Annotated in this window: 14 protein-coding genes; all 14 read right to left on the bottom strand. The window is 61.1% G+C overall.

What is annotated here, in order from left to right:
• Positions 1-17: 17 nt before the first annotated feature.
• Complete coding sequence (locus tag DBAC_RS13260) at positions 18-2,066, bottom strand: chemotaxis protein CheA (protein WP_015774817.1); 2,049 nt, start codon at positions 2,064-2,066, stop codon at positions 18-20.
• Between the two features lie 21 nt (positions 2,067-2,087).
• Positions 2,088-2,450, bottom strand: coding sequence for a response regulator (locus DBAC_RS13255; RefSeq protein ID WP_015774816.1), 363 nt, complete (start codon positions 2,448-2,450; stop codon positions 2,088-2,090).
• Positions 2,447-2,764, bottom strand: coding sequence for an STAS domain-containing protein (locus tag DBAC_RS13250; RefSeq protein ID WP_015774815.1), 318 nt, complete (start codon positions 2,762-2,764; stop codon positions 2,447-2,449). Before DBAC_RS13250 ends, DBAC_RS13255 begins: the two co-directional genes overlap by 4 nt.
• A 115-nt stretch (positions 2,765-2,879) precedes the next feature.
• Positions 2,880-3,371 (bottom strand): chemotaxis protein CheW, encoded by a 492-nt coding sequence (locus tag DBAC_RS13245; RefSeq protein ID WP_015774814.1) that lies wholly within the window; start codon positions 3,369-3,371, stop codon positions 2,880-2,882.
• Between the two features lie 19 nt (positions 3,372-3,390).
• Positions 3,391-5,055: a methyl-accepting chemotaxis protein gene (locus DBAC_RS13240; RefSeq protein WP_015774813.1), complete on the bottom strand. Its 1,665-nt coding sequence runs from the start codon at positions 5,053-5,055 to the stop codon at positions 3,391-3,393.
• 48 nt (positions 5,056-5,103) lie between these two features.
• A complete protein-coding gene (locus DBAC_RS18055; RefSeq protein ID WP_015774812.1) occupies positions 5,104-6,981 on the bottom strand; it encodes a methyl-accepting chemotaxis protein in 1,878 nt (625 codons plus the stop codon).
• A 55-nt stretch (positions 6,982-7,036) separates the two neighbouring features.
• The gene (locus DBAC_RS13230) at positions 7,037-8,131 is read right to left on the bottom strand and encodes an HD domain-containing phosphohydrolase (RefSeq protein ID WP_015774811.1); all 1,095 of its coding nucleotides are present in this window, start codon (positions 8,129-8,131) and stop codon (positions 7,037-7,039) included.
• Between the two features lie 216 nt (positions 8,132-8,347).
• Positions 8,348-9,748: a sigma-54-dependent transcriptional regulator gene (locus DBAC_RS13225; RefSeq protein ID WP_015774810.1), complete on the bottom strand. Its 1,401-nt coding sequence runs from the start codon at positions 9,746-9,748 to the stop codon at positions 8,348-8,350.
• Positions 9,745-11,403, bottom strand: coding sequence for an ATP-binding protein (locus DBAC_RS18050; RefSeq protein ID WP_015774809.1), 1,659 nt, complete (start codon positions 11,401-11,403; stop codon positions 9,745-9,747). The genes DBAC_RS13225 and DBAC_RS18050 overlap by 4 nt, the downstream gene beginning before the upstream one ends.
• Before the next feature lie 267 nt (positions 11,404-11,670).
• Positions 11,671-11,853 carry a hypothetical protein gene (locus tag DBAC_RS13215; RefSeq protein WP_015774808.1) on the bottom strand — a complete coding sequence of 61 codons (183 nt, stop codon included), beginning with the start codon at positions 11,851-11,853 and terminating at the stop codon, positions 11,671-11,673.
• Positions 11,854-11,891: 38 nt separating this feature from the next.
• Positions 11,892-12,425 carry an ATPase gene (locus DBAC_RS13210; RefSeq protein ID WP_015774807.1) on the bottom strand — a complete coding sequence of 178 codons (534 nt, stop codon included), beginning with the start codon at positions 12,423-12,425 and terminating at the stop codon, positions 11,892-11,894.
• Between the two features lie 339 nt (positions 12,426-12,764).
• Positions 12,765-14,363 (bottom strand): sigma-54 interaction domain-containing protein, encoded by a 1,599-nt coding sequence (locus DBAC_RS13205; protein WP_015774806.1) that lies wholly within the window; start codon positions 14,361-14,363, stop codon positions 12,765-12,767.
• Between the two features lie 25 nt (positions 14,364-14,388).
• Complete coding sequence (gene pbpC, locus DBAC_RS13200; RefSeq protein WP_015774805.1) at positions 14,389-16,770, bottom strand: penicillin-binding protein 1C; 2,382 nt, start codon at positions 16,768-16,770, stop codon at positions 14,389-14,391.
• Positions 16,767-22,124: an alpha-2-macroglobulin family protein gene (locus DBAC_RS13195; protein WP_015774804.1), complete on the bottom strand. Its 5,358-nt coding sequence runs from the start codon at positions 22,122-22,124 to the stop codon at positions 16,767-16,769. The genes pbpC and DBAC_RS13195 overlap by 4 nt, the downstream gene beginning before the upstream one ends.
• Positions 22,125-22,246: the final 122 nt, after the last annotated feature.

Below are 22,246 nucleotides of genomic sequence, written 5' to 3'. Positions count from 1 at the left end.
GACTCCTTGGCGCAGCTTCAGGACACAAGGGCGGTTATGTCGAGGATGAGCGCCATGCTGCCGTCGCCCTTGATGGTCGCGCCGGAAATGCCGCGCACATCCTGGTAGACCTTGCCCAGGCTCTTGATGACGGTCTGGTGCTCGCCGATGACCCGGTCCACGACAATGCCGACGCGCCGCCCCTGGGAGTTGCAGACCACGATCTGCTCGATCTCCGGCGCTTGTCCCGGAATTTCGAATCCGGCGCGCAGGCTGACATAGGGCACCATCTGGCCGCGCAGGTTGATGAGATCGGCGCGGGCGCTATCCTTGCGGATCAGTTCCACGCATTCCTCCACGGCGGACAGGGGCATGATGAAATAGCTGTCCTCGACCTGGACCTGCAAACCGTCGATGATGGCCAGGGTCAGGGGGATGCGCACGGAAATGGTGGTACCCTGTCCGGGGACGCTCTCAAGGGACACGCGGCCGCGCAGGGCATCGATGTTGCGCTTGACCACATCCATGCCAACGCCCCGCCCCGACACGCTGGTGACCTTTTCGGCCGTGGAGAATCCCGGCGCGAAGATGAGCATGAGCGCGTCTTTATCGGAAATCAGCGCGTCCGGTGCGATGATGCCTTTTTCCACGGCCTTGGCCCGGATGCGGTCGGGGTCTATGCCCGCGCCGTCGTCGATGATGCGGATGAGCACCTCGCCTCCGGAATGCTCGGCCGAAAGCTCGATCCGTCCCTCGGGCTTCTTGCCTTTGGCCTGGCGCTCCTCGGGGCTTTCGATGCCGTGGTCGATGCTGTTCCGGAGCAGGTGGACCAGGGGGTCGTTCAGGCGCTCGATGACGGTCTTGTCCAGCTCCGTGTCCTCGCCGTGGGTTTCGAGCGTGATGCGCTTGCCCAGTTCCTGGGACAGGTCGCGCACCAGCCGCTTGAAGCGGGTGAAGGTGGTGCCGATGGGCAGCATGCGGATGCCCAGGGTGTTGTCGCGCAGTTCGTCCGAAAGGCGCTCGATTTCCTCGGAGATGCCCTGCAGGCGCGCGTCGTTTTGTTCGCTGGCGAACTGGGTCAGCCGGGCCTGGGCCGTGACCAGTTCCCCGACCAGATCGACCAGGTAGTCGAGCTTCTGGGCCGGAACGCGGATACTCGACGTCTGCGGCTCGGCGCCGGCCGATTGTTTGAGGCGCTTGACCTCCTGCTGTTCGGCCAGGGCCGCCTCGACCTGGCTGGCGCTGACCAGGCCCGCTTCGGACAAAAGCTGCCCGATGGGCTTGCGTTCGATCAGGATGCGTTCGAGGGCGTCCTTGGTGATGTCGTTCTTCTCGACCAGGATCTGGCCGATGAGCTTGTAGGACTCGTCGTCGATGTTCTGGCAGCTGCCGACCATCTGGATGGTCAGAGCGCTGTCCTCCTCCACGAAAATGAAAACGTCGCGGATCTCGTCCTCGCCCCTGGCCGTGGTCAGGATGACGTCCCACCACACTAGGCATTCCTCGGGATTGAGCCGGGGCAGGCCCGGGATATCTTTGACGTGCATGATGACGTGATGCTCGCCCATCTCGCACAGCTCTTCCAGCAAAGAGGCCGGATTGGTCCCGCTCATGAACACGTTCTTGGGCGGAGCGAAGCGGATGCGCCAGGTGCACAGGTCCGGGTTCAGAGCGCACGTGAGCGGTTCGCGTACGGGCGTGGCCTCGGGAAACACGGATTTTGGGTTGAGCGCCTTAAGCCCCTTGATGACCTCTTCAGCCCGCGTGTCCGAGTCGGTTCCTTCGACCATGGCCAGGATGTGGTCCCTGGCCAAAAGCGTCAGGCTCAGGAGTTCTCTGGTCACGGCAATCCGGCCAGTGCGGGCCAGATCGAAGATCGTTTCCACCTCGTGGGTGAAGGAGGCGATGTCCTCGAAACCGAACATGGCGCCGGACCCCTTGATGGTGTGCATGGCGCGGAATACTCGGTTGATGACCTCGTCGTTGGCCGGGGCCGCCTCTAGCTCCAATAGCGAGATTTCCAGTTCGCCCAACAGCTCCAAGGCTTCTTCCTTGAACGCCTGGCGGTGCATTTCTTCTCTGAACATTTTCGGCTCCGGTTCTGGGGGTTATCGCAACAGTTTCTTGGCCACTGCCAAAAGCTGATCGGGCTTGAAAGGTTTGACGATCCAGCCGGTGGCCCCGGCCGCCTTTCCTTCCTCTTTGGAGGAGGCCTGCGATTCCGTGGTCAGCATGACGATGGGCGTGAACTTGTACTGGGGCGTGGCGCGCACGGCGCGGATCAGTTCGATGCCGTTCATGCCCGGCATGTTCAGATCGGTCAGGATCAGGCTCACGGGTCCGGACAGCTTGGACAGCGCGTCCCTGCCGTCGCAGGCTTCGATGACGGCATAGCCGGCGTCCTTCAGGGTCAGACTGACCATCTGGCGAATGCTTGCCGAGTCGTCGACAGTCATGATGATCGTGCTCATGCGCTTTTCCCCGTTCGATTCGAGAGTTCAGCCATGAACGCGTCCGCGCCGAGGCGTGCAGCGTTGTCGAGCAGGTGTGCGGGTAGGTTCGCGAAACGGATCTTTTTATCCGGATCCTTGAGCAGGGCGAGCAGCATCTGGATAAAGGACAGGTCCGATTTGTCCGACTCGCCCAGATCAATGGTCATGACCTCGGCCTGGGAGAGGAGAGCCAGCAGTTCGGTGTGAATCTTTCTGGAGTGTTCCAGGGTCAGACTGCCGGAGAGTTTGGCGACCGGATGCTCCGGAGCGCCTTTGATGGTACATGAAAACATGGAATGTCTCCTGGCTTGCGCGGGCTTTCATCCATCGGTGCCGCAGTCCGTTTGGATGAAAGCCTTTGCGAAGGGTCGCAATATCGCGGGCTGGGGCGCCGCAAGGGCGCCCATATCAATTTTCCGCTTCGCCGGATTGGGCGGCTTCCAGCAAGGACAGCTCTTCGGTGGAGAAGACCTTGCCGATGTCGAGGATCATGATGAATTCCTCGTTCTGCTTGCCCATGCCCCGAATGAAGTCGGCGCGGATGGACGTGCCCATGCGCGGCGGCGGTGTGATCTGGTCGTTTGTCATCTCGAAGACTTCGAGCACGGAATCGACGATGGCACCCATGTGGCACTGCTCGCCTTCGATCTCCACATCCACGATGATGATGCAGGTGCTCACCGTGTCCTGGGCCGAAGGCATGCCAAACTTTATGCGCAGGTCGACCACGGGCACGGCGTGGCCGCGCAGGTTGATGACGCCGCGCAGGAATGGCGGAGTCTTGGGGATGCGGGTCACGGGCACGAGTTCGATGACTTCGCGCACGAAACCGGTCTCCAGGGCGAAAACCTCATCGCCCAGGGCGAAGGTCAGATATTGCAGAATAGCGTTGTCATTCATTGGTCATCCCGTCCTCTGGTTAGAAGCGTTCGAATTCGTCGTCTTCATCGTCGCGTCCCATGTCCAGGGCCAGCCCGCCGGCGGGAGCTCTGGAAACCAGGGCCTTGGGGGCTTTGCGGGCAGGCTGCGGCCTGGTCTGGCGAGCTACTTGACGGACGGTCTTGCCAGTATCGGTGCCGAGACGGAAGAAAGCGATGGTGCTCTGCAGCTGTTCGGCCTGGCTGGACAGTTCTTCGGAGGTGGAGGCCATTTCTTCGGAGGCCGAAGCGTTCTGCTGAATGACCTGGTCAAGCTGCTGCAAGGCCTTGTTGATCTGTTCCGCGCCCGCATTCTGTTCGTTCGATGCGGCGGAGATCTCCTGCACCAGTTCGGCCGTGCGCTGGATATCCGGGACCAGTTTGACCAGCATCTGCCCGGCCTGATCGGCTACGCTGACGGTGGAGGAAGACAGCTCGCTGATCTCGGCCGCGGCCGTGCCGCTGCGCTCGGCCAGCTTCCTGACTTCGGCCGCGACAACGGCGAAGCCCTTGCCGTGTTCCCCGGCACGGGCCGCCTCGATGGCGGCATTGAGGGCCAAGAGGTTGGTCTGCCGGGCGATCTCTTCGACGATGGAGATTTTTTCGGCGATCTTCTTCATGGCGTCCACGGCCTGGACCACTGTCTTGCCGCTCTTGTCGGCGTCCTGGGCGGCCTTGAGGGCGATCTTTTCCGTCTGCGCGGCATTGTCGGCGTTTTGCCGAATATTGGAGGCCATCTGCTCCATGCTGGAGGACACTTCCTCCACGGATGCGGCCTGCTCTGTGGAACCCTGGGAGAGCTGCTCGGCCGAGGCGCTCATTTCCTCGGAACCCGAGGCTACGTTTTCAGATGCGCCCTGAACCTCGGCCACGATTTCGCGAAGGCGTTCGCACATCCGTTTGATGTCGGCATAGACGCCGATATGGCGAGTGGTGTCATTGAAGGAGATAGTCAGGTCTCCACTTGATATCCGCTCCGCGACAGACGCGATGACGCCGGGTTCGGTGCCCAATTGGCGAGTGATGACCCTGGCTACGAGATACGCCACCAGGAGGCCTATTAGGATGGCGATGATATTGGCGACGATGATGGATGTGCGGGCGTGGGCGTATATCGTGTCGGCCTCGGCGCTGGCGGCATCGGATGCGTTTTTTTGGATTTGAATGATTTTATCCAAGGCTTCCTTGGCTGCGTAGTATTCGGTGCGCGATGTTCCGCGCATCTTTTCGACTGCTTCTTGAGTCTTGTTGGCTCGGGAAAGGGCTATTATTGCTGCGTTTTCCTTTATATAGAGATCCCAATGATTCTTGTATTCTTGGTATAGGCGACTCTCTTCTTCCAAGCTGGGAAGTTTTTCATACGCGATCCTGACATTTTGTATTTCAACCTGGTATTGCTCGATACGCTTTTCGTATTGAGCCATATCTTCTTCGCTCTCGGAAATGGCATGTCCATATTCCGTGTTGCGAACCTCAAGGATTAATGAATTAAGCTCTCCGCAAGCCTGGACGCTAGGGAGCCAGGTAGCGCTGATTTCAGTCGATTTGTCATTGACGAGGGACATCTGGGTGCTCGCGAACCAGCCCAGGCCTGCCATGATGGACAGAATGATGCTGAATGAAAGCAAAAGCTTGTTCATGATGCGCATGTTGATGAACCATTGCATGAGGATACTCCTTAAATCGTGCTGTCTTCTTGTTGTTGCTGTGACTGATTATATTTTGAACTGTGAAACCAAATCCGCCAGACGCTCTGCGAGCTGCGATAACTCCGTGGAGCTTTCTTGCACGGTGCGGCTGCTGACGCTCATCTCGTCGGAAGCCATGCGAACTTGTGAGATGTCGGAGCTGATGGACTTGGTCATGGCCGAGCTGGAAGCGATGCTTTCGTTGATTTCCGTGATGCCCATGGAGGCCTGGCCCACATTTTCGGCGATGTCGCGGGTGGTTACGGACTGCTCCTCAACGGCAGTGGCGATGGTGCCGATGATGTCGTTCATTTCGTGGATGAGTCCTGTTATGTCCGTGATCTCAAGCACGGTTCGGGTGGTTACGTCTTGAACGTCCGTGATTTTTTCGCGGATGTCCTCTGTGGCGCGGGCTGTCTGCTGAGCGAGTTCCTTGATCTCGTTGGCGACCACCGCGAATCCTCGTCCGGCTTCTCCGGCCCTGGCCGCCTCGATGGTGGCGTTTAAGGCCAGCAGGTTGGTCTGGGATGAAATGGCCGCGATGGTTGCGGTGACGGTGGAAATTTCCTTGGCCGCAAGGCCCAGTTCATTGACTTTGCCAGAGGTTTCTCGGGCCTTGTCGACGGCGCTGGATGTTGTGGCTCTGGCGCGTTCGGAGTTCTGGGCAATTTCCTGGATGGTGGCGGACATTTCCTCGGCGGCCGCAGCCACCGTGCCTATGTTGTTGGTGGCCTGCTCCATGGCTGCGGAAACCGAGTTCATGCTTTCGCTGACCTCTTCGGAGGAGGTGTTGACGGTGGAGGCCATGGCTGCGGTCTGGCCGGCGCCCGCAGTCATTTGCCCGGAGATGGCGGAGAGTTCGGAAGAGGAAGCGGCCAAAGTCTGGGTAGCGGCGGATATTTCGGCGAGCATGGCCTTGGTCCGTTCGATCATGATGTTCATGGAGTCCGCCAGATGCCCGATGGGATCCTTGACCTTGTAGGAGATGATGACCGTGTAGTCCCCTTGGGCGACTTTAAGGCTCTGGGCGGCCAGATGGTTCAAGGGGGCCGTGATGGATCGCATCACCAGGGCGATGACTCCCAGTGTCAGGGTCGAAAAGATCAGCACTCCGATAATGGTGAGCTGGCGGATGGATTTTTTTTCATCCGTAATGAGTTGGTGCGTCGTTGAGGCAAGCTCCTCGATAAGGGGTTCTGTCTTTCTGATAATCTTACGGAACTGTTCCTGCGTTTCCTTTATGACCGCCGCTTCTTTGACATAGGCCGTGAACGATTGGTCATAGGCTGCCAGAAGATCATTAATGCTCTGCATGGCTTGGGGATCATCAGCCAATGCATCTTCTGCCGTCCTGCGCATGCGCAGCATTTCTTTTTGAAATGACTCTACGTACTTAATGTCGCCGCGCAGCATGAAATCCTTTTCCAGGCGGCGTAGCATCAGCATCCTTACGCTCAAGGCATCGCTATTCCGATCGGCAATCAGTTTTTCGACTTTGTGTATGCTTGACCGCAATTCGCCGGTCAGACCTTCATTTTCATTCAGGCCCAGTAACTGTTCGTTTTGGACGACCGATGAGAAATGGGTCAGGTATTCATTCATCAATCCCTTGATGACGGCAGCCTTGTCGCGCAGGGACGGTTCCTCGCTTAAATGGCCAAGTTCCTCCAGGGTTCTTGCCACCGTTTCGCGGACAATTGCCTCGTATTTCATATCTTTCCGGGCCAGGAAATCCTTTTCCGATCGGCGTGCCTCCAGCATCCCAATTTGCACATGTGTGGCTTCTTCAAGCAGCAGGGCCGCTTTGTCCTTTCTTTGGGTCCCGTATTCGTTGACGAAGAAAACACACAAAAAACCGATGATAGCTGTGATGGCGATAGAAAACAGTTTGATGCGCAGAGTCATGATTGTGCTCCGTAACTGGATGTGCGTGATAAGGTTTTCATGAATCCCCTGGCGTTCATGGGCGCTCAGGGAATTGTCCGGCGCGTTCGCTATTAGCGATGGCGGAGAGGACTCCGGATTTGTTGGCGGCGACGAAAGCGCATACGCAGAGGGGACAGAGCTGCTTCCCGGCTTCGCGGACGATATGGGCCACGACCTGCTCGTGTGGAAGGCCTCGTCGATAGGGGCGGTCCGAGGTGAGCGCTTCGTAGATGTCGGCCACGGAGAGGATACGGGTTTCAAGCAGGGTTTCGTTCCCTTTGAGTCCACGCGGATAGCCCGTGCCATCGTAGCGCTCGTGATGCTGGAGTACGATTTCAGCTACCGGCCCATGGAACGGGATGTCTTTGAGTATGTCGAATCCTGTTTCCGGATGGATCTTGACCTGTTCGTACTCTTCCGGTGTGAGTCTGCCGGGCTTGTTCAGAATTTCTTCCGGGACGCTGATCTTGCCGATATCGTGAAGGTTCCCGGCTACTCGCAGGGTTTCGATGCGATTCTGGGGCAGGGCCATGGCATGTCCCAGAGCCATGGCGATACGTGCCACGCGATCGTTGTGTCCGGCGGTGTAGGGGTCCTTCTGGGCCACGATGACGCCCAGGGCGTTGACCGTGGATTCAAGGGCATTCTTGAGTTTCGCGTTGAGATCCCGCAAGTCATGCGTATGTTGTTGAATTGCGTCTTCCAGGGCGGTTTTGACGAGGCGGTTTTCCCGATTCAGATGCGCTTTTTTCATGGCCGCCTCGATGGCGTGCTTGATGCGGTCCATTTCCCGCACCGGTTTGGTGATGAAATCGCTGGCTCCTTCGCGCAGCGTGCACAGCGCCTCTTCCAGGCTTGCTGTTCCGGATATGATGATGACCGGTGTGTCGGGCGCGACATTCTGTAACCGCGTGACGACCTGGTTCCCGTCGCCTCCCGGCATGCGCAGGTCGGTGATGACGATATCGGGCCGGGCATTATCGAAAATGCGCAGCCCCTCGGATGACGATTCCGCTTCGAGAACGGCGTATCCGCTGTCGCGGAGGTAGTCGCCAACGATCAGACGGTTCATTCGCTCATCGTCGATGAGCAGGACCGTGGGCGTTGTTATTTGATTTGATGTGTCCATGGGGGCACCTCCTGGAATGCGATAACCAAGAGACGTGCCACACGGTTTTAGAGTCTAAAAAAGAATTAAAACAGTATGTTGTATGAAGGGAGCAGGGTGGGGGACAGCATTTGGAATCAACGTATCTTTATCTTTTCTCATGGCGAGGGAGTAGACGGCCGCGTGGGCCAGGGGCGGAAAGGAAACTCAAGATTTTGGAATGGGATCAATGTATCTTTATGCGGATGAGGACGAACGGCGTTTGAGGCGTGAATTCAGGGCCTGCGGCGTGATGCCCAGCAGTTGGGCCGCGCGCCGTTGATTGCCCTCGGTGCGCTTCAGCGCTTCAGCGACAAGGGCTTCGGAGCCTTCCTGCAGGGTGGGCAGCCGCAGAAAGGTTGAAAACAAGTGATCCGGCATGGAGCTTTGCAGGACGGGCTGGGCTTGGGACAGTTGCTCCTTTAGGGCGTCGAGGCAGTGTTGATCGTTTTGGGATCTTCCTGCCATGTCGAGGATTAGCCCCCGCAATTCCCGGATATTGCCCGGAAATGCGTATCCGAGCAGGAGTTCGAGCGCCTGGGAAGGGTGTTCGATGGCTCGCCCGTACGTTCGGGCGGCTTGTGCCAGAAAGTGATCCGCCAGAGGGGTAATGTCTTCGGGCCGTTGCCGCAAAGGGGGGATGGTCAGGGAATGGGTGGCGATGCGGAAGTAAAAGTCGGCGCGAAAGCGCTGAGCGTCTTTCAATTCATCAACTGCCCGATTGGTCGCTGAAATAATTCTGGCGGTCAGGGGCTTGGGCCGGTCTGAGCCCATGGGGTAGAATTCCCTTTCCTGCAGGACTCGCAACAGTTTGATCTGGGCTTGCAGGGGCAGGTCCCCGATCTCATCGAGAAAGAGCGTGCCCCCGGATGCCCGTTCCATGAACCCGCCGCGTGCTCGGTCCGCGCCGGTGAAGGCGCCCCGGACATGACCGAAAAGAGTGTCGGAAAAGGCCTGTTCGTCAAGTCCGGCCACATTGACGGCCACGAACTCTCCCTTGCGAGCGCTTGCCCCGTGGATGGCCTTGGCCAGAAGCTCCTTGCCGACCCCCGTTTCCCCCATGATGAGCACCGGCTCCGGGCTTGCGGCGATGGCCTCGCAGTACTGAAAGATGCGCAGCATGGCCGGGCTGTAGGTGATGAGTTCATTGAAGGCTTCGGATTTGTGCGGAGGCGGTACCAGGAATCCGGCGGAAAGATTGCGGCGTTCCCTTCGCATGGTACGCAGTTCGAAGGCTCTGGTCAGGGCCGAGACGATGCGCTCCGAATCGGCGGGCTTGCGGATGTAGTCATAGGCCCCTTTACGCATGCAGGAAACGGCCAGGTCCACGTCGTCGACGCCGGTGACCATGATGACAGGCAGGTCGGGCTGGGCATGCAGGAGCTCTTCGAGAATATCGTCACCCTTGCGTCCGGGCATGAGTATGTCCAGCAACACGGCCTCGACTTCCCGTTTTTGGGCGATGTCCACCGCCGCAGCGCCACTGGCGCAGAGGACGGCGTTCGTGATCCCGGCCAGGGCCAGCGTAACCCTCAGGCTGGACAGGATTTCCTCTTCATCATCCACCAACAGAACGGGGTTTGCGGGGTAAAGATTCATGACCTCGTCTCCATTATCGGAAGCGTCACCCGAGCCAATGTGCCTCCGTTTTGCGCAGGCTCGAAGCTAAGTTCCCCGCCGTGGGCGTCGATGATGGTCTTGCTGATGGAAAGTCCGAGTCCGAGGCCGCCGCAGTCGCGTTTGGTAGTAAAGAAAGGGTCGAAGATGTGTTCCAGCACCTGCGCGGTAATTCCTGTCCCTTCGTCGCGGATTGTCAGCTCCAGTTGATGCGGACTCTGTCTGCGCAGGCAAACATGGATTCCTGCATTTTTGTCCTGGAGGGCTTCGGCGGCGTTCATCAGCAGGTTGATGAAAACCTGCTCCAGGCGTTGGTGGCTTCCCTTCACTGGCGGAACGCCGCTCTCGATGCTGATCTCAAGGCGGTCGGTCGCGTTTTTGAGCTTGTTGTGCAGCAGGGAGACGGCGGCACGCAGGACATCTTCCACGTTGACCGGCTGGTCGGTGTCCTGGGTATCCGTGCGGGCGAAATCCTTCATGTGCTGGACAATGTCGCGGATGCGGTCCGAAGCGCCGATCATGCCACGCAGCAGGCGCGGGATTTCCGTGTCGAGCTGTTCCATGGTCATGCCGCCAATGGATATGGCGGAGGCTTCAGGAAGGGACACGTCAAACTGTTCCCGGAGCTGGCTCCAGATTTGTTCCACGGCCTGGGCATTCAGTCGCAACAGGTGATTGGGGTTGTTGATTTCGTGAGCCACCCCTGCCGCCAGGGTACCAAGCGAGATCAGCTTGTCGGCCTGGATGAGCTTGCGCTGGTTGTCCTTGTCCCTTTCGGCCGCAGCGATGCGTTCGGTTATGTCTTCGGTTATGCCCGCGACGCGGGGGGAAATTCCGTGGGCACTCGCGATAGGGAATATCTTGGAGCGAAGCCAGCGAATCTCTCCGTCGGGCCTTATGAACTTGAAGTATTCATCGACAGGGTTTTCAAGAGTTTTGAGCTGGAAGAAGTCCCGGGCGCGAGCATAGTCATCGGGGTGGATATGTTTGACCAGATTCCTGATGTCATCCATTACGACATCCCTGGACACGCCGAGAATACCTTCGCAGGCCTTGCTGAAATACAGCATTCGCGGGGGATCAAGCTGCTGGAGCCAAAATATTTCGTTTATATTTTCCACGAGCTGACGAAAAAGAGCTTCGCTTTCCTGCAGCTTGCTATTGGTCTCGGCCAGTTCGGCGGTTCGTTCAAGGACCCGTCTTTCCAGCTCATGGGCATATTCACGGCGTTCCTGAAGCAGGTCGAGGCGTTCCCAGGCCTTTTCCAGGGCCAGGTCAAGCAGGGCGAAATCGAGGATCGGCTTGGTCAGAAAATCCGACGCTCCGGCGCGCAAGGCCTTGATGACGTCGTGCATGTCGCCGGCTCCAGAAACGATGATGACCGGGATTTCGGCGGATTTCTCCCGAATTCCGGCCAGGATGGAATGCCCGTCCATGTCGCCGAGTCGCAAATCAAGCAGCACTGTTTCGTGGCGGTCAACGTCGAGCAGACGCAGCCCCTCCGCTCCGCTTGCAGCCTCGTCCGCGCTGTGCCCATTATCCTTGAGATGGTCGGCGACGGTCAGGCGGATGAATTCCTCGTCCTCGATGATGAGGATGGATCGGTGGGACGGTCTGGATTTGCTGCTGGATTCCATAATTATTTTTTCTATCACCGAGAAGATTGAAGGAAAAGAGGGAAGGCTGATTGCGGTTTATCACCGTAAAGGTGGACTTTGTGTGCGGGAGGGGGCTTGAGCGTAACTCTCGGCAAGGTTTATAGCGTCAGATTCGAGCCAGGGGCGGTATGCGGTCTGTTGTTTTCATGAATTGAACCGAGGGGCGCTGGTTTGATTTCGGCCGTCTCAACCAGGAAAAACAAGGACTTAGACGTGCCTTGAATCGACAAGGATTTGTGGAAAGGTTCAGTCCTTCTGTCTGCTGGTTTCCGGCTTGTCATCGCCAATGATGGTCGGCTGTCCATCCTGCCAGACGACCGCATACTGTCCGAGGCGTTTCTTCCTGTCCAATGCCTGTGCAACAGCCTTTCGGAGTGATTCCAGCACGATCATGCTTTCTTTGGAGGGGGCTTCCTGGGTTACTTTCATGATAGTCCTGCTTCCTTGAGCATCAAATTATACAAGTCCTAGTGGTGAATGATCCTGCGTCCGCTCTGCTGCTCGAAAATGGGCAGGGGGGTGCCTCTATCGTTCATGAAACAAAGGCAGTTGTCCACAATTGAGCAGAAATTTTGAAAAAGATTTAAGAGGCTTCGTGGAAAACGCCTTTCGATTTCTTTTTCCGGGATGTTGTGACCGCCGTGAGCAACTCTTTCGGCAACTCTCATTTTTGACATTTCAACATTGGGCAGCCCCAAAAATATCAGTTTGATGGTCCATCCGTCATGGCGGAGTTCCCTGATTAAGCGCAGGTACGTTCTTCCTGCCAAGGTTGTTTCAAAGGCAAAGTTTTCTCGGATTCTGATGCGTTCCTTGAGCTCCTTCAGGAAGATCCGGCTGGCTGCCATCCTTTCCCGTTCAGGCGCCAAAGGCGAAAGACCGGCAGCGATGAGGTCGGCGTTGATGAATGTGGTGCAGCCTGCAACCGTAGGCAAGTATTCAAGGGCGAAGGTTGTTTTGCCTGCCCCGTTTGGTCCTGCGATTATCCAGCACGTTGGCATTGTGGTTTGTCCTGGCCGTGTTGAGATCGGGGTGTGCCCGAGCTCGCGTTGGGGGTCTTCCGAGTGGTTACGCAATATCTTTATCTTTTGGGTTTCGTAAGCAAGTCTTGGTCAGAATGCCAGCGGATAATATTGGCTCCAAGAGCGCTGTTCTCCGCCAGATACGTCTATTGGGATTTATAGCAGCCGTGGTCGTTCAATATGCCGCGATGCCGGGATGAAGAGATGATCCTTCGGTTTGGAACCCGCTGGAATTTCCTCTTCGGCCTCAAACTTATGCCGCCAACGGGCCTTGAGGCGTTGTCGGCATATTTCAGTGACTTTGGTGAGGAGTCTCTTCTAGTCGACGCGCACGGTTCTGGACACGCGCAGGCCGTGTTTCTTGATTTTGTTCAGGATGGCGGTGTGGGACAGGCTTAAGGTCCGGGCGGCCTGGCGCACGCTTTTGGCCCGGGTCAGGACGTTTTCAAGGATGTCCTTTTCCAGGCGGTCGAGCTGCTCTCTAAGGGGTTTTCCCGGTTCGATAGCCTGGGTCTGCCGGGTCTGGCCCGGAATGCGGTCGCCGAGTTCGTGGGCCAGGATCAGGAAACGCTCGTCGATGCTTTCCGCCGGGCAGAGGATGGCGGCGCGGTCGACCACGTTCTTGAGCTCGCGCACGTTGCCCGGCCAGCTGTGGGTGCGCAGTTTGGCAAGGCCCTCCGGGGTGATGCTCTTGACCGGCCGCCCCATGCGCGAGGCCAGGGTAAAAAGGAAATGCTCCGCCAAAAGGCCGATGTCGTCCAGGCGCTCCTGCAATGGCGGGATATGGATGGGCAGCACGTTGATGCGGTAGTACAGGTCTTGCCGGAAGGTTCCCTCCTCGACCATTTTCTCCAGATTTCCGTTGGTGGCGGTGATGATTCGCGCCCGGATGGGTATCTCCCGCGAGCCCCCGATGCGCCGCACGCAGTGATCCTGCATGACCCGCAATATCTTGGCCTGGGAGGGCTGCGGCATGTCGCCGATCTCGTCAAGAAAGACAGTGCCTTCCCCCGCGACCTCGAACAGGCCGGGCTTGCCGTCCCTCAGACCGCCGGTGAAGGCTCCGCCGACGTAGCCGAAGAGCTCGCTCTCCAGCAGCTGTTCGGGCAGGGCCGCGCAGTTGATGGGCACGAAGGGCCCGGATCGTCCACTTGCCGTGTGCATGGCCCGGGCGAAGAGTTCCTTGCCCGTGCCGGAAGCGCCCCGGATGCAGACGATGGAATCCGTGGCCGCGATGAGCTGGGCGTAGCCGATGAGGTTGTTGATGTTCTGGTTCTGGCCGACGATGTCCGAAAAGCTGATCTGGGCGGGTTCGGAGAGGCTCCGCGCCAGCATGCGGATTTCCTGCATGTCCCTTACGATTTCCACCGCCCCGATGATATGTCCTTCGGCGTCGCGGATGGGGCGGCAGGTGGCGAAATACTGGAAGCGTCCCGAAGGCGTGACCAGGGTGCGCTTCACGTCGGGGCTTTCCAGTCCGGCCAGGCTGTCCAGAATGGCCGTGTCGCCAAGGCCCAGTTCGCGCACGTCCGTGCCGGTCACGCTGTCCTGATCCAGGTTCAGGATCTGGCAGGCGGAGGCGTTGATGGTCGTGACCAGCCCGGCAGCGTCCACGGCCACGACCCCGTCGGCGATGTTGTCCAGAACCACGCGCAGACGCCGGGCCTGCTCTTCTTGCGGCAGGGTGTCTATGGCCCGGGAGGTGAGCAGGCCGGGAATGTCGCTTAGGGCTTGCGGCAGGTCCGAGGGCGTTCCCTCGCTTCTGCGGTCTTCGGCTTCCACATAGACGTGGGCCAGGTCGTCTACGCGATCCACTTCCATGGCCACGATATTGAACATGCGGTCGGCGATGCGGCGGGACAGGTCGGCGACGATGCCGACGCGGTCCTGAAAGACGAGATGCAGCTTGATGGCCATGAGCCCTCCGGAATGAGGTTGCCTATCAGGGCTGAACCCGGCTGCCAAGGGCGTCGTCGGTCCAGGCGTGCACCGTGAAGGTCGTGCGGGCGCTGCGCCCCTGGTCATCGGTGACGATGACCTCGTGCATCCCGCGCTCCAAAGGGATGAAGCAGGGTGTTTCGGGCGCGGTCCGGCCCACATGACGGCCATCCACGTACCAGTAATGTATCGAAGCGCCCGCCGCCCCGGCCGCGGACAGGGACAGGCGCTGAAACTCCGAGGGCGCGTCAGGGCGGACATGGTAGGGCGTTGTGGCTGAAGGGGACTGGATGACCGGGCCGCCTTCCTCCGGCACGTCAAGGCACTCCGGGTCGATGCCGGGCAGGCCCGGCAGGCCCGATCCCTGGGCACGGCGAAAGGCCACCAGTTCGGCCGGCCAGACCAGCGCGGCCTCTTCTGTGGATTCCTTTGCGAGCAGACAGTCTCCGTGCAGGCGCAGGCCCGTGGCGGGATTTACGAAGATCTGTCTGTGCATGCCGCAGACCGGGAGGCTCGTCACCCCGGCGATGGCCGTGCTCGTGGTGACCGGGCAGCTGGGGCCGGGGCGCTCCCCGCTGACGGCGCAGAGCTGGATCCGTTGCAGCGCGGGCGTGGGAAACGAGGGCAGCTGCGTTGTGCGGGGAGAGAGCGCTCGGAAAAGATCAAAAAGCAGGGGACCGGCGTGGCGCGCTCCGGAGATGTTCGTGCACTGCGAGCCGTCGGGGTTGCCGACCCAGACCCCGATGGCCAGGTCGCGGCTTATGCCCACGGCCCAGGCGTCGCGGTGTCCGAAGGACGTCCCGGTCTTCCAGGCCACCTTGGGGGCGGACAGGGTGAACTCCCAGGCGTCGGGCAGGTCGGGCCTTCTGGTCGTGGCCAGGATGCCAAGAATCATGGCCGAGGCTTCGGGGGAGAAAAGCTGCACGCCCTTGCTGTATTCGTCTTTACCTCCGGCCAGGGGGCGGACGGCTCTGTGCACCCCTGTGTCGGCCAGGGTGGCGTAAAGGTTGGTCAGCTCCAGCAGCCGCACCTCGCAGCCGCCCAGGGCCATGGACAGCCCGTAGTGGCTGGCCGGTCTGTCCAGGGTGGAAAGGCCGCCCCGGCGCAGCAGTTCGTGGAAGGGCACAAGCCCGCAGCGGGTCAGCAGGCGCGCGGCCGGAACATTGAGGGAGGTGGCCAGGGCCGTGCGCGCGCTGACGAGGCCCTGAAAATTCTGGCCGTAGTTTTCCGGGACGTAGCCCGCGAAATCCGTGGGCACGTCAAGGAGCATGGAGTCGGGCACGAGATGCCCCTGGTCAAAGGCCAGGGCGTAGAGGAAGGGTTTTAACGTCGATCCGGGAGAGCGCCTGGACAGGGCGTTGTCGACCTGCCCCTGCCGGGAATCATCCCAGAAATCCGCCGATCCGGCATAAGCCAGAATCGCGCGGCTTTTGATGTCGAGCACCACCGCCGCCGCGTTGCCGATGGCCTGACGGCGCAAGTTGTCCATGCGGCCGGAGAGCAGCTCTTCGACGATATTCTGGGCGCGTCTGTCCAGGCTGCTTCTGATTACGGGCGCTTCGGGCAGCCGCGAACGCACCCAGCGGCTGAAGTGTGGCGCGCCCTGCGGCACGCTAGCGCGGCGGGCCAGAAGCGGGCGGGTCGTGCTTTCGGTGATACGGGCCGGGTCGAAGACGCCATGCGCGGCAAAGCGCTCCAGGACCCGGTCGCGGACTTCGCGTGCACGCTCTGGGTTGCTGAGCGGGTTGTAGCGGGTCGGCGAGCGCGGCAGGACAGAGAGCAGGGCGATCTCCCCGAGGGAGAGGGTGTCCGGGGCCTTGCCGAAATAATACCAGGCGGCGGCTCCGACTCCGACCATGTTGGAGCCGAACGGAGCCAGATTGACGTACCACAGCAGAATTTTTTCCTTGGGATAATGCCAGCACAGCTGCAGGGCGCGCAGCGCTTCCACGGCCTTGGCCCCAAGGGTGCGCGGGCGCGGGTCGGCCAGGCGGGCGACCTGCATGGGGATGGTCGAGGCTCCGCTTATGACCCGTCCATGCCGGACGTTGACCCACAGCGCACGTAATACGGACAGCGGGTTGATGCCCGGATGAAGGAGGAAATGCCGGTCTTCGGAATCGATCAGGGCGGCGGTCAGGTCCGGGGAAATTTCCTTCAGAGTCAACGGGAATCGCCACATCCCGTCGGCAGCCAGGAAAAAGCGCAAGGGTTTGCCGTCCCGGTCCAGGACGCGGGTGGCGGCCGGAGCCTCAAGGCGTTCCACGGGAAAGGGGAAGAGGCGGTCCAGCAGCAGGCCCAGGCAGGCCGCAAGCCCTAGGGTCAAAAAAAGGATCGCGGCGGCCTTGCGCGATGGCGTCGCCGCGATCCTGCGGAGTCTGTTCATGGGACCGGCGTTTCTCTCGTGACGGTGACGGCCCCAAGCGCCCCGCCGGCGCGCAGGCCGGGATGGTACATGGCCTCGGCCTGCACCGGTGGGAACGTGAATCGCCCCGGAGTCACGGCTCTCAGCACGCTGAAACGCGTCTTCCAGCCGTTCCCATCAAGGGTGGTGAAGACAAGGATGCGGTCGTCACGCAGGTCCTGATGGCCTTCAAGCGTCGCCCCTTCCTCCATCCAGTCGAGCCGCTCCGTGGTCGCCAGACGCGGGTTTTCCACTTCCAGACCCGCAGGTAGCAAACTTTGCACGACCACGTTGTCGATAGGCCCGGAGGTGCTGCGCGCCCTGGTGCGCATGATGACCAGAGCCCCCTGGCCGACGCTGTCCCCCTCCAGGGGCAGCCCGTTTTCGCGCAGCAACGTCTGCTCGACTTCAAGCCCCTGACTGCTCGGGGTATGGGAATCAGCCTTGGGCGTGGCCGAGGTCAGCACGGTGGCGAAGACGGCCCGGTCCGCAGGCGTTTTTTCCAGGGTCAACGCGCCCGTGGTCTGGATATTCTCGCGCATGAAGAGCTTTGTCTCCTCGAAAACCTGCGCCCCGTCAGGCCAGGTCAGCGTGCCCGCGAAGGGTCGGCTGTCATCCAGGGCGGCCAGATATTTTCCCAGAGCCATGAAGGCCAGGCTTGTCTCCTGGGTCGAATGCCATCCGCCATGGCCAAGCTCCGACCCAAGGCGGGTGATGAGTTCCGGCAGCCTCGGATCGTCTGGTACGCTTTTGAGCAGAATGAGCGCGATGAGCGCCCTGTCGCGCAGGCCCGAACCCAGGTTGCCGCCGCTTTCCCGACGTTTGTCGTCGATGGCCGGGGCCGCGTGCAACAGCGTGAAGCCCGCGGACTGGTTGCTCGTCTCCAGATAGGCCCCGGCCAGCAGGGTCCGCGCCACGCCGCTCAGGGATTTTTCGAAGGTCGTGCGCAGGTAGTCCTGGCTGCCCAGGTTGGACCTCTTGCCCAGCGCCAGGACATAGAGCGCATAGGCGGCCTGTTCGATCTTTTGCGCCGAACTTCCGGCTTCAGGATTGGCCAGTGATTCAAGATAATAGAATGCGCTGTCGAGCATGCGTTCGGGTATGGTGTGTCCGGCCAACTGGGCCTCCAGCAGGAAGTGGCAGACATAGGCCGAAACCCACGGGTCGGGCTCGGTGTCTCCAGGCCAGAAGGCATAGCCGCCCTGTCCGGTCTGCATGGTCTGCAGGCGGCGGATGGCCGCTTGCACCAGTCCGGCCGGGCCGGTGGTATTGAAGCGTCCCGGCGCCAGTTCCCGGGCCAGGGCTCCGAAGTGCAGGAGCGGGAAGGCCTTGGACACGGTCTGCTCGGCGCAGCCGTACGGGTAGCCGAGCAGGTTCTCCAGGTGCCCGGAGTAGCGCAGCAGCGGGCGGGTGGAAAGCCGCACCGTGCGTTCGACCGATCCCGGCAGGAAGGTGTCCGGCAGCGCCGCGCCGATCTGGCCCGAAGCCGCGTCAAGGACCGTGCTTTCCATCATCCGGGTCACGGGCAAGGGGGATCGCTGATCAAGCTCTTCCCCGGCCGTGGCGGTCTCGCCGCCTCCTGTGGCGGTGAAGGACAGCGTGACCTTGCCTTCCTCCATGCCGCAGCGCAGGGGCAGGTAGACGGTGTCTTCCCGCCCCGGTTCCAGGGTCAGGGGGGCGGGCATGGTTCCAAGCGTTGCCGGGCCGCTGACGCTGGCGCTGATGCGGAACGACCCGGCGGAGGGCGTGTCGTTCCGCAGGGTCAGGGGGATCTCGATCTCGTCGCCCAGCGCCAGGAAGCGAGGCAGGGTCGGAGTCAGGACCAGGGGCGTGCGCACGCGGGTCATGGCCGTACCCGCGCCAAAGCTTTTGCCCTGGTTGCCGACGGCGACAATGCGCAGCGCGCCCTGGAAGTCGGGCAGGCGTACGCGGTGGCTCACCGTCCCGCTTTGGTCGGCGTCGAGCACGCCGGACCAGAAGGTCACGGGCCTTACGCGGCGGATGCCTTCGGTGCGCATGAAGGACGAGGCCCCGCCCAGGTCGTCGCCGCCTCCGGCCAGAGGTCTGGCCGCGCCGACGTGCGGGAACATGAAGGCGAAATTGTCGTAGCTGATCACATCCAGGGCGCGCGGGGCGTAGAAATGGGCAAAGGGATCCGGATTTTTGCCCCCGGCCAGCTGCATGATGCCCTCGTCGACCACGGCCACGGTCACTCGTGCGCGAGGCTGGGCCTGGACCCGGATTTCAAGGTCCGTCTGCGGGCGGACCTCGTCCGGGGCGTCAACCTGCAGGCCCATGCGGTTTATGAGGCTGTCCACGAAAATGGGCGTGGCTCCGAAGGCGCGCCCTGCGCTGCCGGGGGCGATGTCCGTGGCCCGGCGGATCAGGGTGGCCGTGAGATGCACATTGGGTTGCCATTCTTCACGCACCGGAATGCGGATATGGCCCGTGTTTTCGATTAATTCGACGACTTCAAGGTGCTCCACGCGTGATCCTTCAACCGTGACCAGCGCCTTGCCCGCAAAAGGCGAGCGGATCTGGATGGAAGCCGTTTCGCCTGCCTGATAGCCCGCCTTGTCCGGGATCAGTTCCAGGCGGGCCGGGTTCTTGACCGCCCAGGGCGAGTAGCCCCAGCCGCCGCAGTAGAATTCCAGCTCCGAGGCCGCCCCGCTCTTGGGGTCGCCGAGACGGACCCGGTACGAGCCGTAATCCGGCGGCGTGACGGAGAAGGAGCCTGCTCCGTCGCCTGCGCTCACGCGCTGGGTCGAGATTTCCACCGGATTTCGCACCGATTCGTAGTTGAACCCGGACTGCGTCCGGCGCATGACCGTCTGCCACTGATCCTGAAACAGGGTCGCGACGAGCTCCGGGTGCGCGATTTTTTTGCCCTCGGGGCTTAGCGTCACGAACTCGAACACGGCCCGTTTGCGCGGCTCAAGCTCCATGGATCCGGGCCGTTTGATGCCGGGATACAAGGAGTAGGCATGCACCGGGATGCGTTTTCTGGCGGTCACGCCGCGCCCGCCCTGTTCGCGCACACGGCCGGTGAACTCGGCCCAGAGCGCCAGCGGCGGGGTCAGATCCTTGGGGATTTCCACCCCGAAGGCGGCCCGGCCGTCGGCGTCGAGGCGGCCATCCGTGGTCAAAAGCGGCAGGGGCTCGAAGTTTTTGCCCGGATCGCCGAAGCTGTAGGCCTCAAAGCCCTTGGGCGCGAAATCGGCGGCCAGCAGCCGCGCCTTGACCGAGACGGCCAGATTCGAGGCCGGCGGGCCGAAGAGGTAGCGTGAAATCACGTCAAAGGTCAGCTTCCGGCCCGGTTCGCCCCCGGTTTCGGTGGATGCGATCTCCACGCTCAGGCGGTCGGGGATGAATTCTTCGACCTGATAGGAGTAGGAGCCGATGACCTGGCCGCCGCTCATGGCTTGCAGCAGATAGTGCCCGGTCAGGGACCAATCCGGGATGTCCAGGCTGAAACCGGCCATGCCCCGGTCCAGGACCAGGTTCATGGTGCGCAGCAGGCGGCCTTCGGGGTCGCGTTGTTCGACGGTCACGGGCAGGTCGGGGGGCGTGCCGATACGGCCGTCGCGCACCAGAATCGCGCCGTCCAGGGTTTCGCCGGGGCGGTAGATGTCGCGTTTGCCGTAAAGATAGGCCTGCAGGCCGGTCTGGCTGATCGAGGTGCCGCTGACATCGAGCCCCGTGGTGTCGATGCGGAAACGGTCCAGAAAGATGAAGCTGAAATCCTCTCCGTGGCGGGCCAGGATCATGGCCGGCGAGCCCAGTTCCCCCTCGTTCCCGGCGGAGGGGATGCGGGCCAGGCCGTCCGAGTTGGTGCGGGTGGTGCCCAGTACCTGGTTCTTGAAGCTCAGGAGCGTCAGTTCCACGCCTTCCAGAGCGCGCAGATCCCCCAGGGAATTGGCCCAGACCAGAAAGCCCGCCGCGTCCTGTTTGGCCACGAGGCCAATGTCCGTGCGCAGGACCCAGCGCGTTGCGCCGCGATAGTCCGCAGGCAGGCTCAGACCGAGCTTGTACAGGCCAGGGCGCTGGTCGGGGATAAGCTTGGACATGGACAGGGTTCGCTCCTGCACCGTGTTCGGCGGGGAGGTCACGCTGAAGGTCTCGCGGTGGATTTCGCTGCCCAGATGATACGGCACCGAGTCTCGGGCGGCGGTGCTGTCGAAGATGGAGTAGCCGTAATCCTGGAAGAGGACGCTCAAGTTGTTGGGGAAGACCCGGCTCACGGTCAGCTCGACCGCGTCGGCGTTGACGTATTCGACTCCAAGCAAGCCCTGTCCCTGGCGCGGCAGGAACATGCCCTCGGATGAGAAGTCCACGCTTGGCGGGAGGTCCGGCATGCGCAGGGTCTGCTCGAAAGGCGCTTCAAGCACGGCTTTGTCTTCGGCCAGAAGACCCTTGGCGATGCGGACTGTGTAGGTGGCTCCGGGGGCGAGTTTGCCGGTCAGGGAGGCGGTCTTGCCGTGGGCCGAGACCGAAATCCGGGCTTCGGGCTCGATGCGCAGCAGTTCGCGGATGGCGGCGGCGCTGACGGGCGCGGAAAAATCAAGGTTGATGCGCGAAAGGTCCTTGTCGGCCTGGGGGCTGACGGCAACGATGCGCAGCACCGGGTCCAGGCGAAGCTCGATGTCCCGCTTGAATTCCTGCCCAAGGGCCAGGCTCTTTTCGGCCACGGTCAGCTCCGGAGCCAGCCGCAGGGTCAGGATGCGACCGGCCGTATCCTTGCGCACGGGCGCGCTGCGGAAGCCGAAGCTGGTCGTGCGCCACTGGGTCAGGAGCGAAAGTTCGACCGATGCGCCGCCTGCTTCGCTCAGGCGCATGGCAGCCAGCAGCTTTTCCGGGTCCACGGGCGCATTGAAGACGACGCGTCCCTCCAGTTCGACCATGTCCGGTCCGGCGTCGGAGGCCAGTTCGTTCACGGTCAATTCCTGCACGGCAAAGCTGCCGGTGCGGATCAGCCTGCTGCGCTCGGCGCGCAGCAGCTTGTCCGGAAAGACCACGGGGCTGAGGGTCAGGGAGTACTGCATGTCAAGCGGCAGGGGCGTCTGGGCCAGAAATTTCAAGGTGTAGGGATTGGTCCAGACCCATTGCCCTGCGGCTGCGGGCTCGATGGCGGCCGGGGCCGCCTGCGCGCGTACGGAGTCCGGGACGGGCTGGTCGAACTCTACGGCCAGGGTGGTGCGCATGGCGCTGTCGAGACTGACCCCGCTTACGGTCAGGGCTTGCGGTTCATCGCTTGAGAAGCGGTCTTTGAGCAGCCATGTCTGGCCCGCGATGACCAGAAGGAGCAGGGCGATGACCCAGTTTTTGGGGTTGGACATGAGCACCTCGCGCGCGTGAAGAATTGTGTTTTGGAACCCATGATCTGGCAAGGACCGGCTCAAAAAGCAAGAGGCGGCTTTTCAACGATCGGGCTTTGCTCTACATGATAAGGCACAAACAT

The sequence above is a fragment of the Desulfomicrobium baculatum DSM 4028 genome (assembly GCF_000023225.1).
Taxonomy (GTDB): domain Bacteria; phylum Desulfobacterota; class Desulfovibrionia; order Desulfovibrionales; family Desulfomicrobiaceae; genus Desulfomicrobium; species Desulfomicrobium baculatum.
The sequence above is the reverse complement of the archived record's forward strand: the minus strand, read 5'-3'. Positions and strand labels throughout refer to the sequence as shown.

What these genes read in the sequence shown, in the direction of transcription:
- DBAC_RS13195 (WP_015774804.1), bottom strand. Translation starts at nt 22,124, where the DNA reads ATGTCCAACCCCAAAAACTGGGTCATCGCCCTGCTCCTTCTGGTCATC.
- DBAC_RS18050 (WP_015774809.1), bottom strand. Translation starts at nt 11,403, where the DNA reads ATGGAATCCAGCAGCAAATCCAGACCGTCCCACCGATCCATCCTCATC.
- DBAC_RS13250 (WP_015774815.1), bottom strand. Translation starts at nt 2,764, where the DNA reads ATGTTTTCATGTACCATCAAAGGCGCTCCGGAGCATCCGGTCGCCAAA.
- DBAC_RS18055 (WP_015774812.1), bottom strand. Translation starts at nt 6,981, where the DNA reads ATGACTCTGCGCATCAAACTGTTTTCTATCGCCATCACAGCTATCATC.
- DBAC_RS13225 (WP_015774810.1), bottom strand. Translation starts at nt 9,748, where the DNA reads ATGAATCTTTACCCCGCAAACCCCGTTCTGTTGGTGGATGATGAAGAG.
- DBAC_RS13205 (WP_015774806.1), bottom strand. Translation starts at nt 14,363, where the DNA reads ATGGCCATCAAGCTGCATCTCGTCTTTCAGGACCGCGTCGGCATCGTC.
- DBAC_RS13245 (WP_015774814.1), bottom strand. Translation starts at nt 3,371, where the DNA reads ATGAATGACAACGCTATTCTGCAATATCTGACCTTCGCCCTGGGCGAT.
- DBAC_RS13215 (WP_015774808.1), bottom strand. Translation starts at nt 11,853, where the DNA reads ATGAAAGTAACCCAGGAAGCCCCCTCCAAAGAAAGCATGATCGTGCTG.
- pbpC (WP_015774805.1), bottom strand. Translation starts at nt 16,770, where the DNA reads ATGAACAGACTCCGCAGGATCGCGGCGACGCCATCGCGCAAGGCCGCC.
- DBAC_RS13260 (WP_015774817.1), bottom strand. Translation starts at nt 2,066, where the DNA reads ATGTTCAGAGAAGAAATGCACCGCCAGGCGTTCAAGGAAGAAGCCTTG.
- DBAC_RS13255 (WP_015774816.1), bottom strand. Translation starts at nt 2,450, where the DNA reads ATGAGCACGATCATCATGACTGTCGACGACTCGGCAAGCATTCGCCAG.
- DBAC_RS13210 (WP_015774807.1), bottom strand. Translation starts at nt 12,425, where the DNA reads ATGCCAACGTGCTGGATAATCGCAGGACCAAACGGGGCAGGCAAAACA.
- DBAC_RS13230 (WP_015774811.1), bottom strand. Translation starts at nt 8,131, where the DNA reads ATGGACACATCAAATCAAATAACAACGCCCACGGTCCTGCTCATCGAC.
- DBAC_RS13240 (WP_015774813.1), bottom strand. Translation starts at nt 5,055, where the DNA reads ATGCAATGGTTCATCAACATGCGCATCATGAACAAGCTTTTGCTTTCA.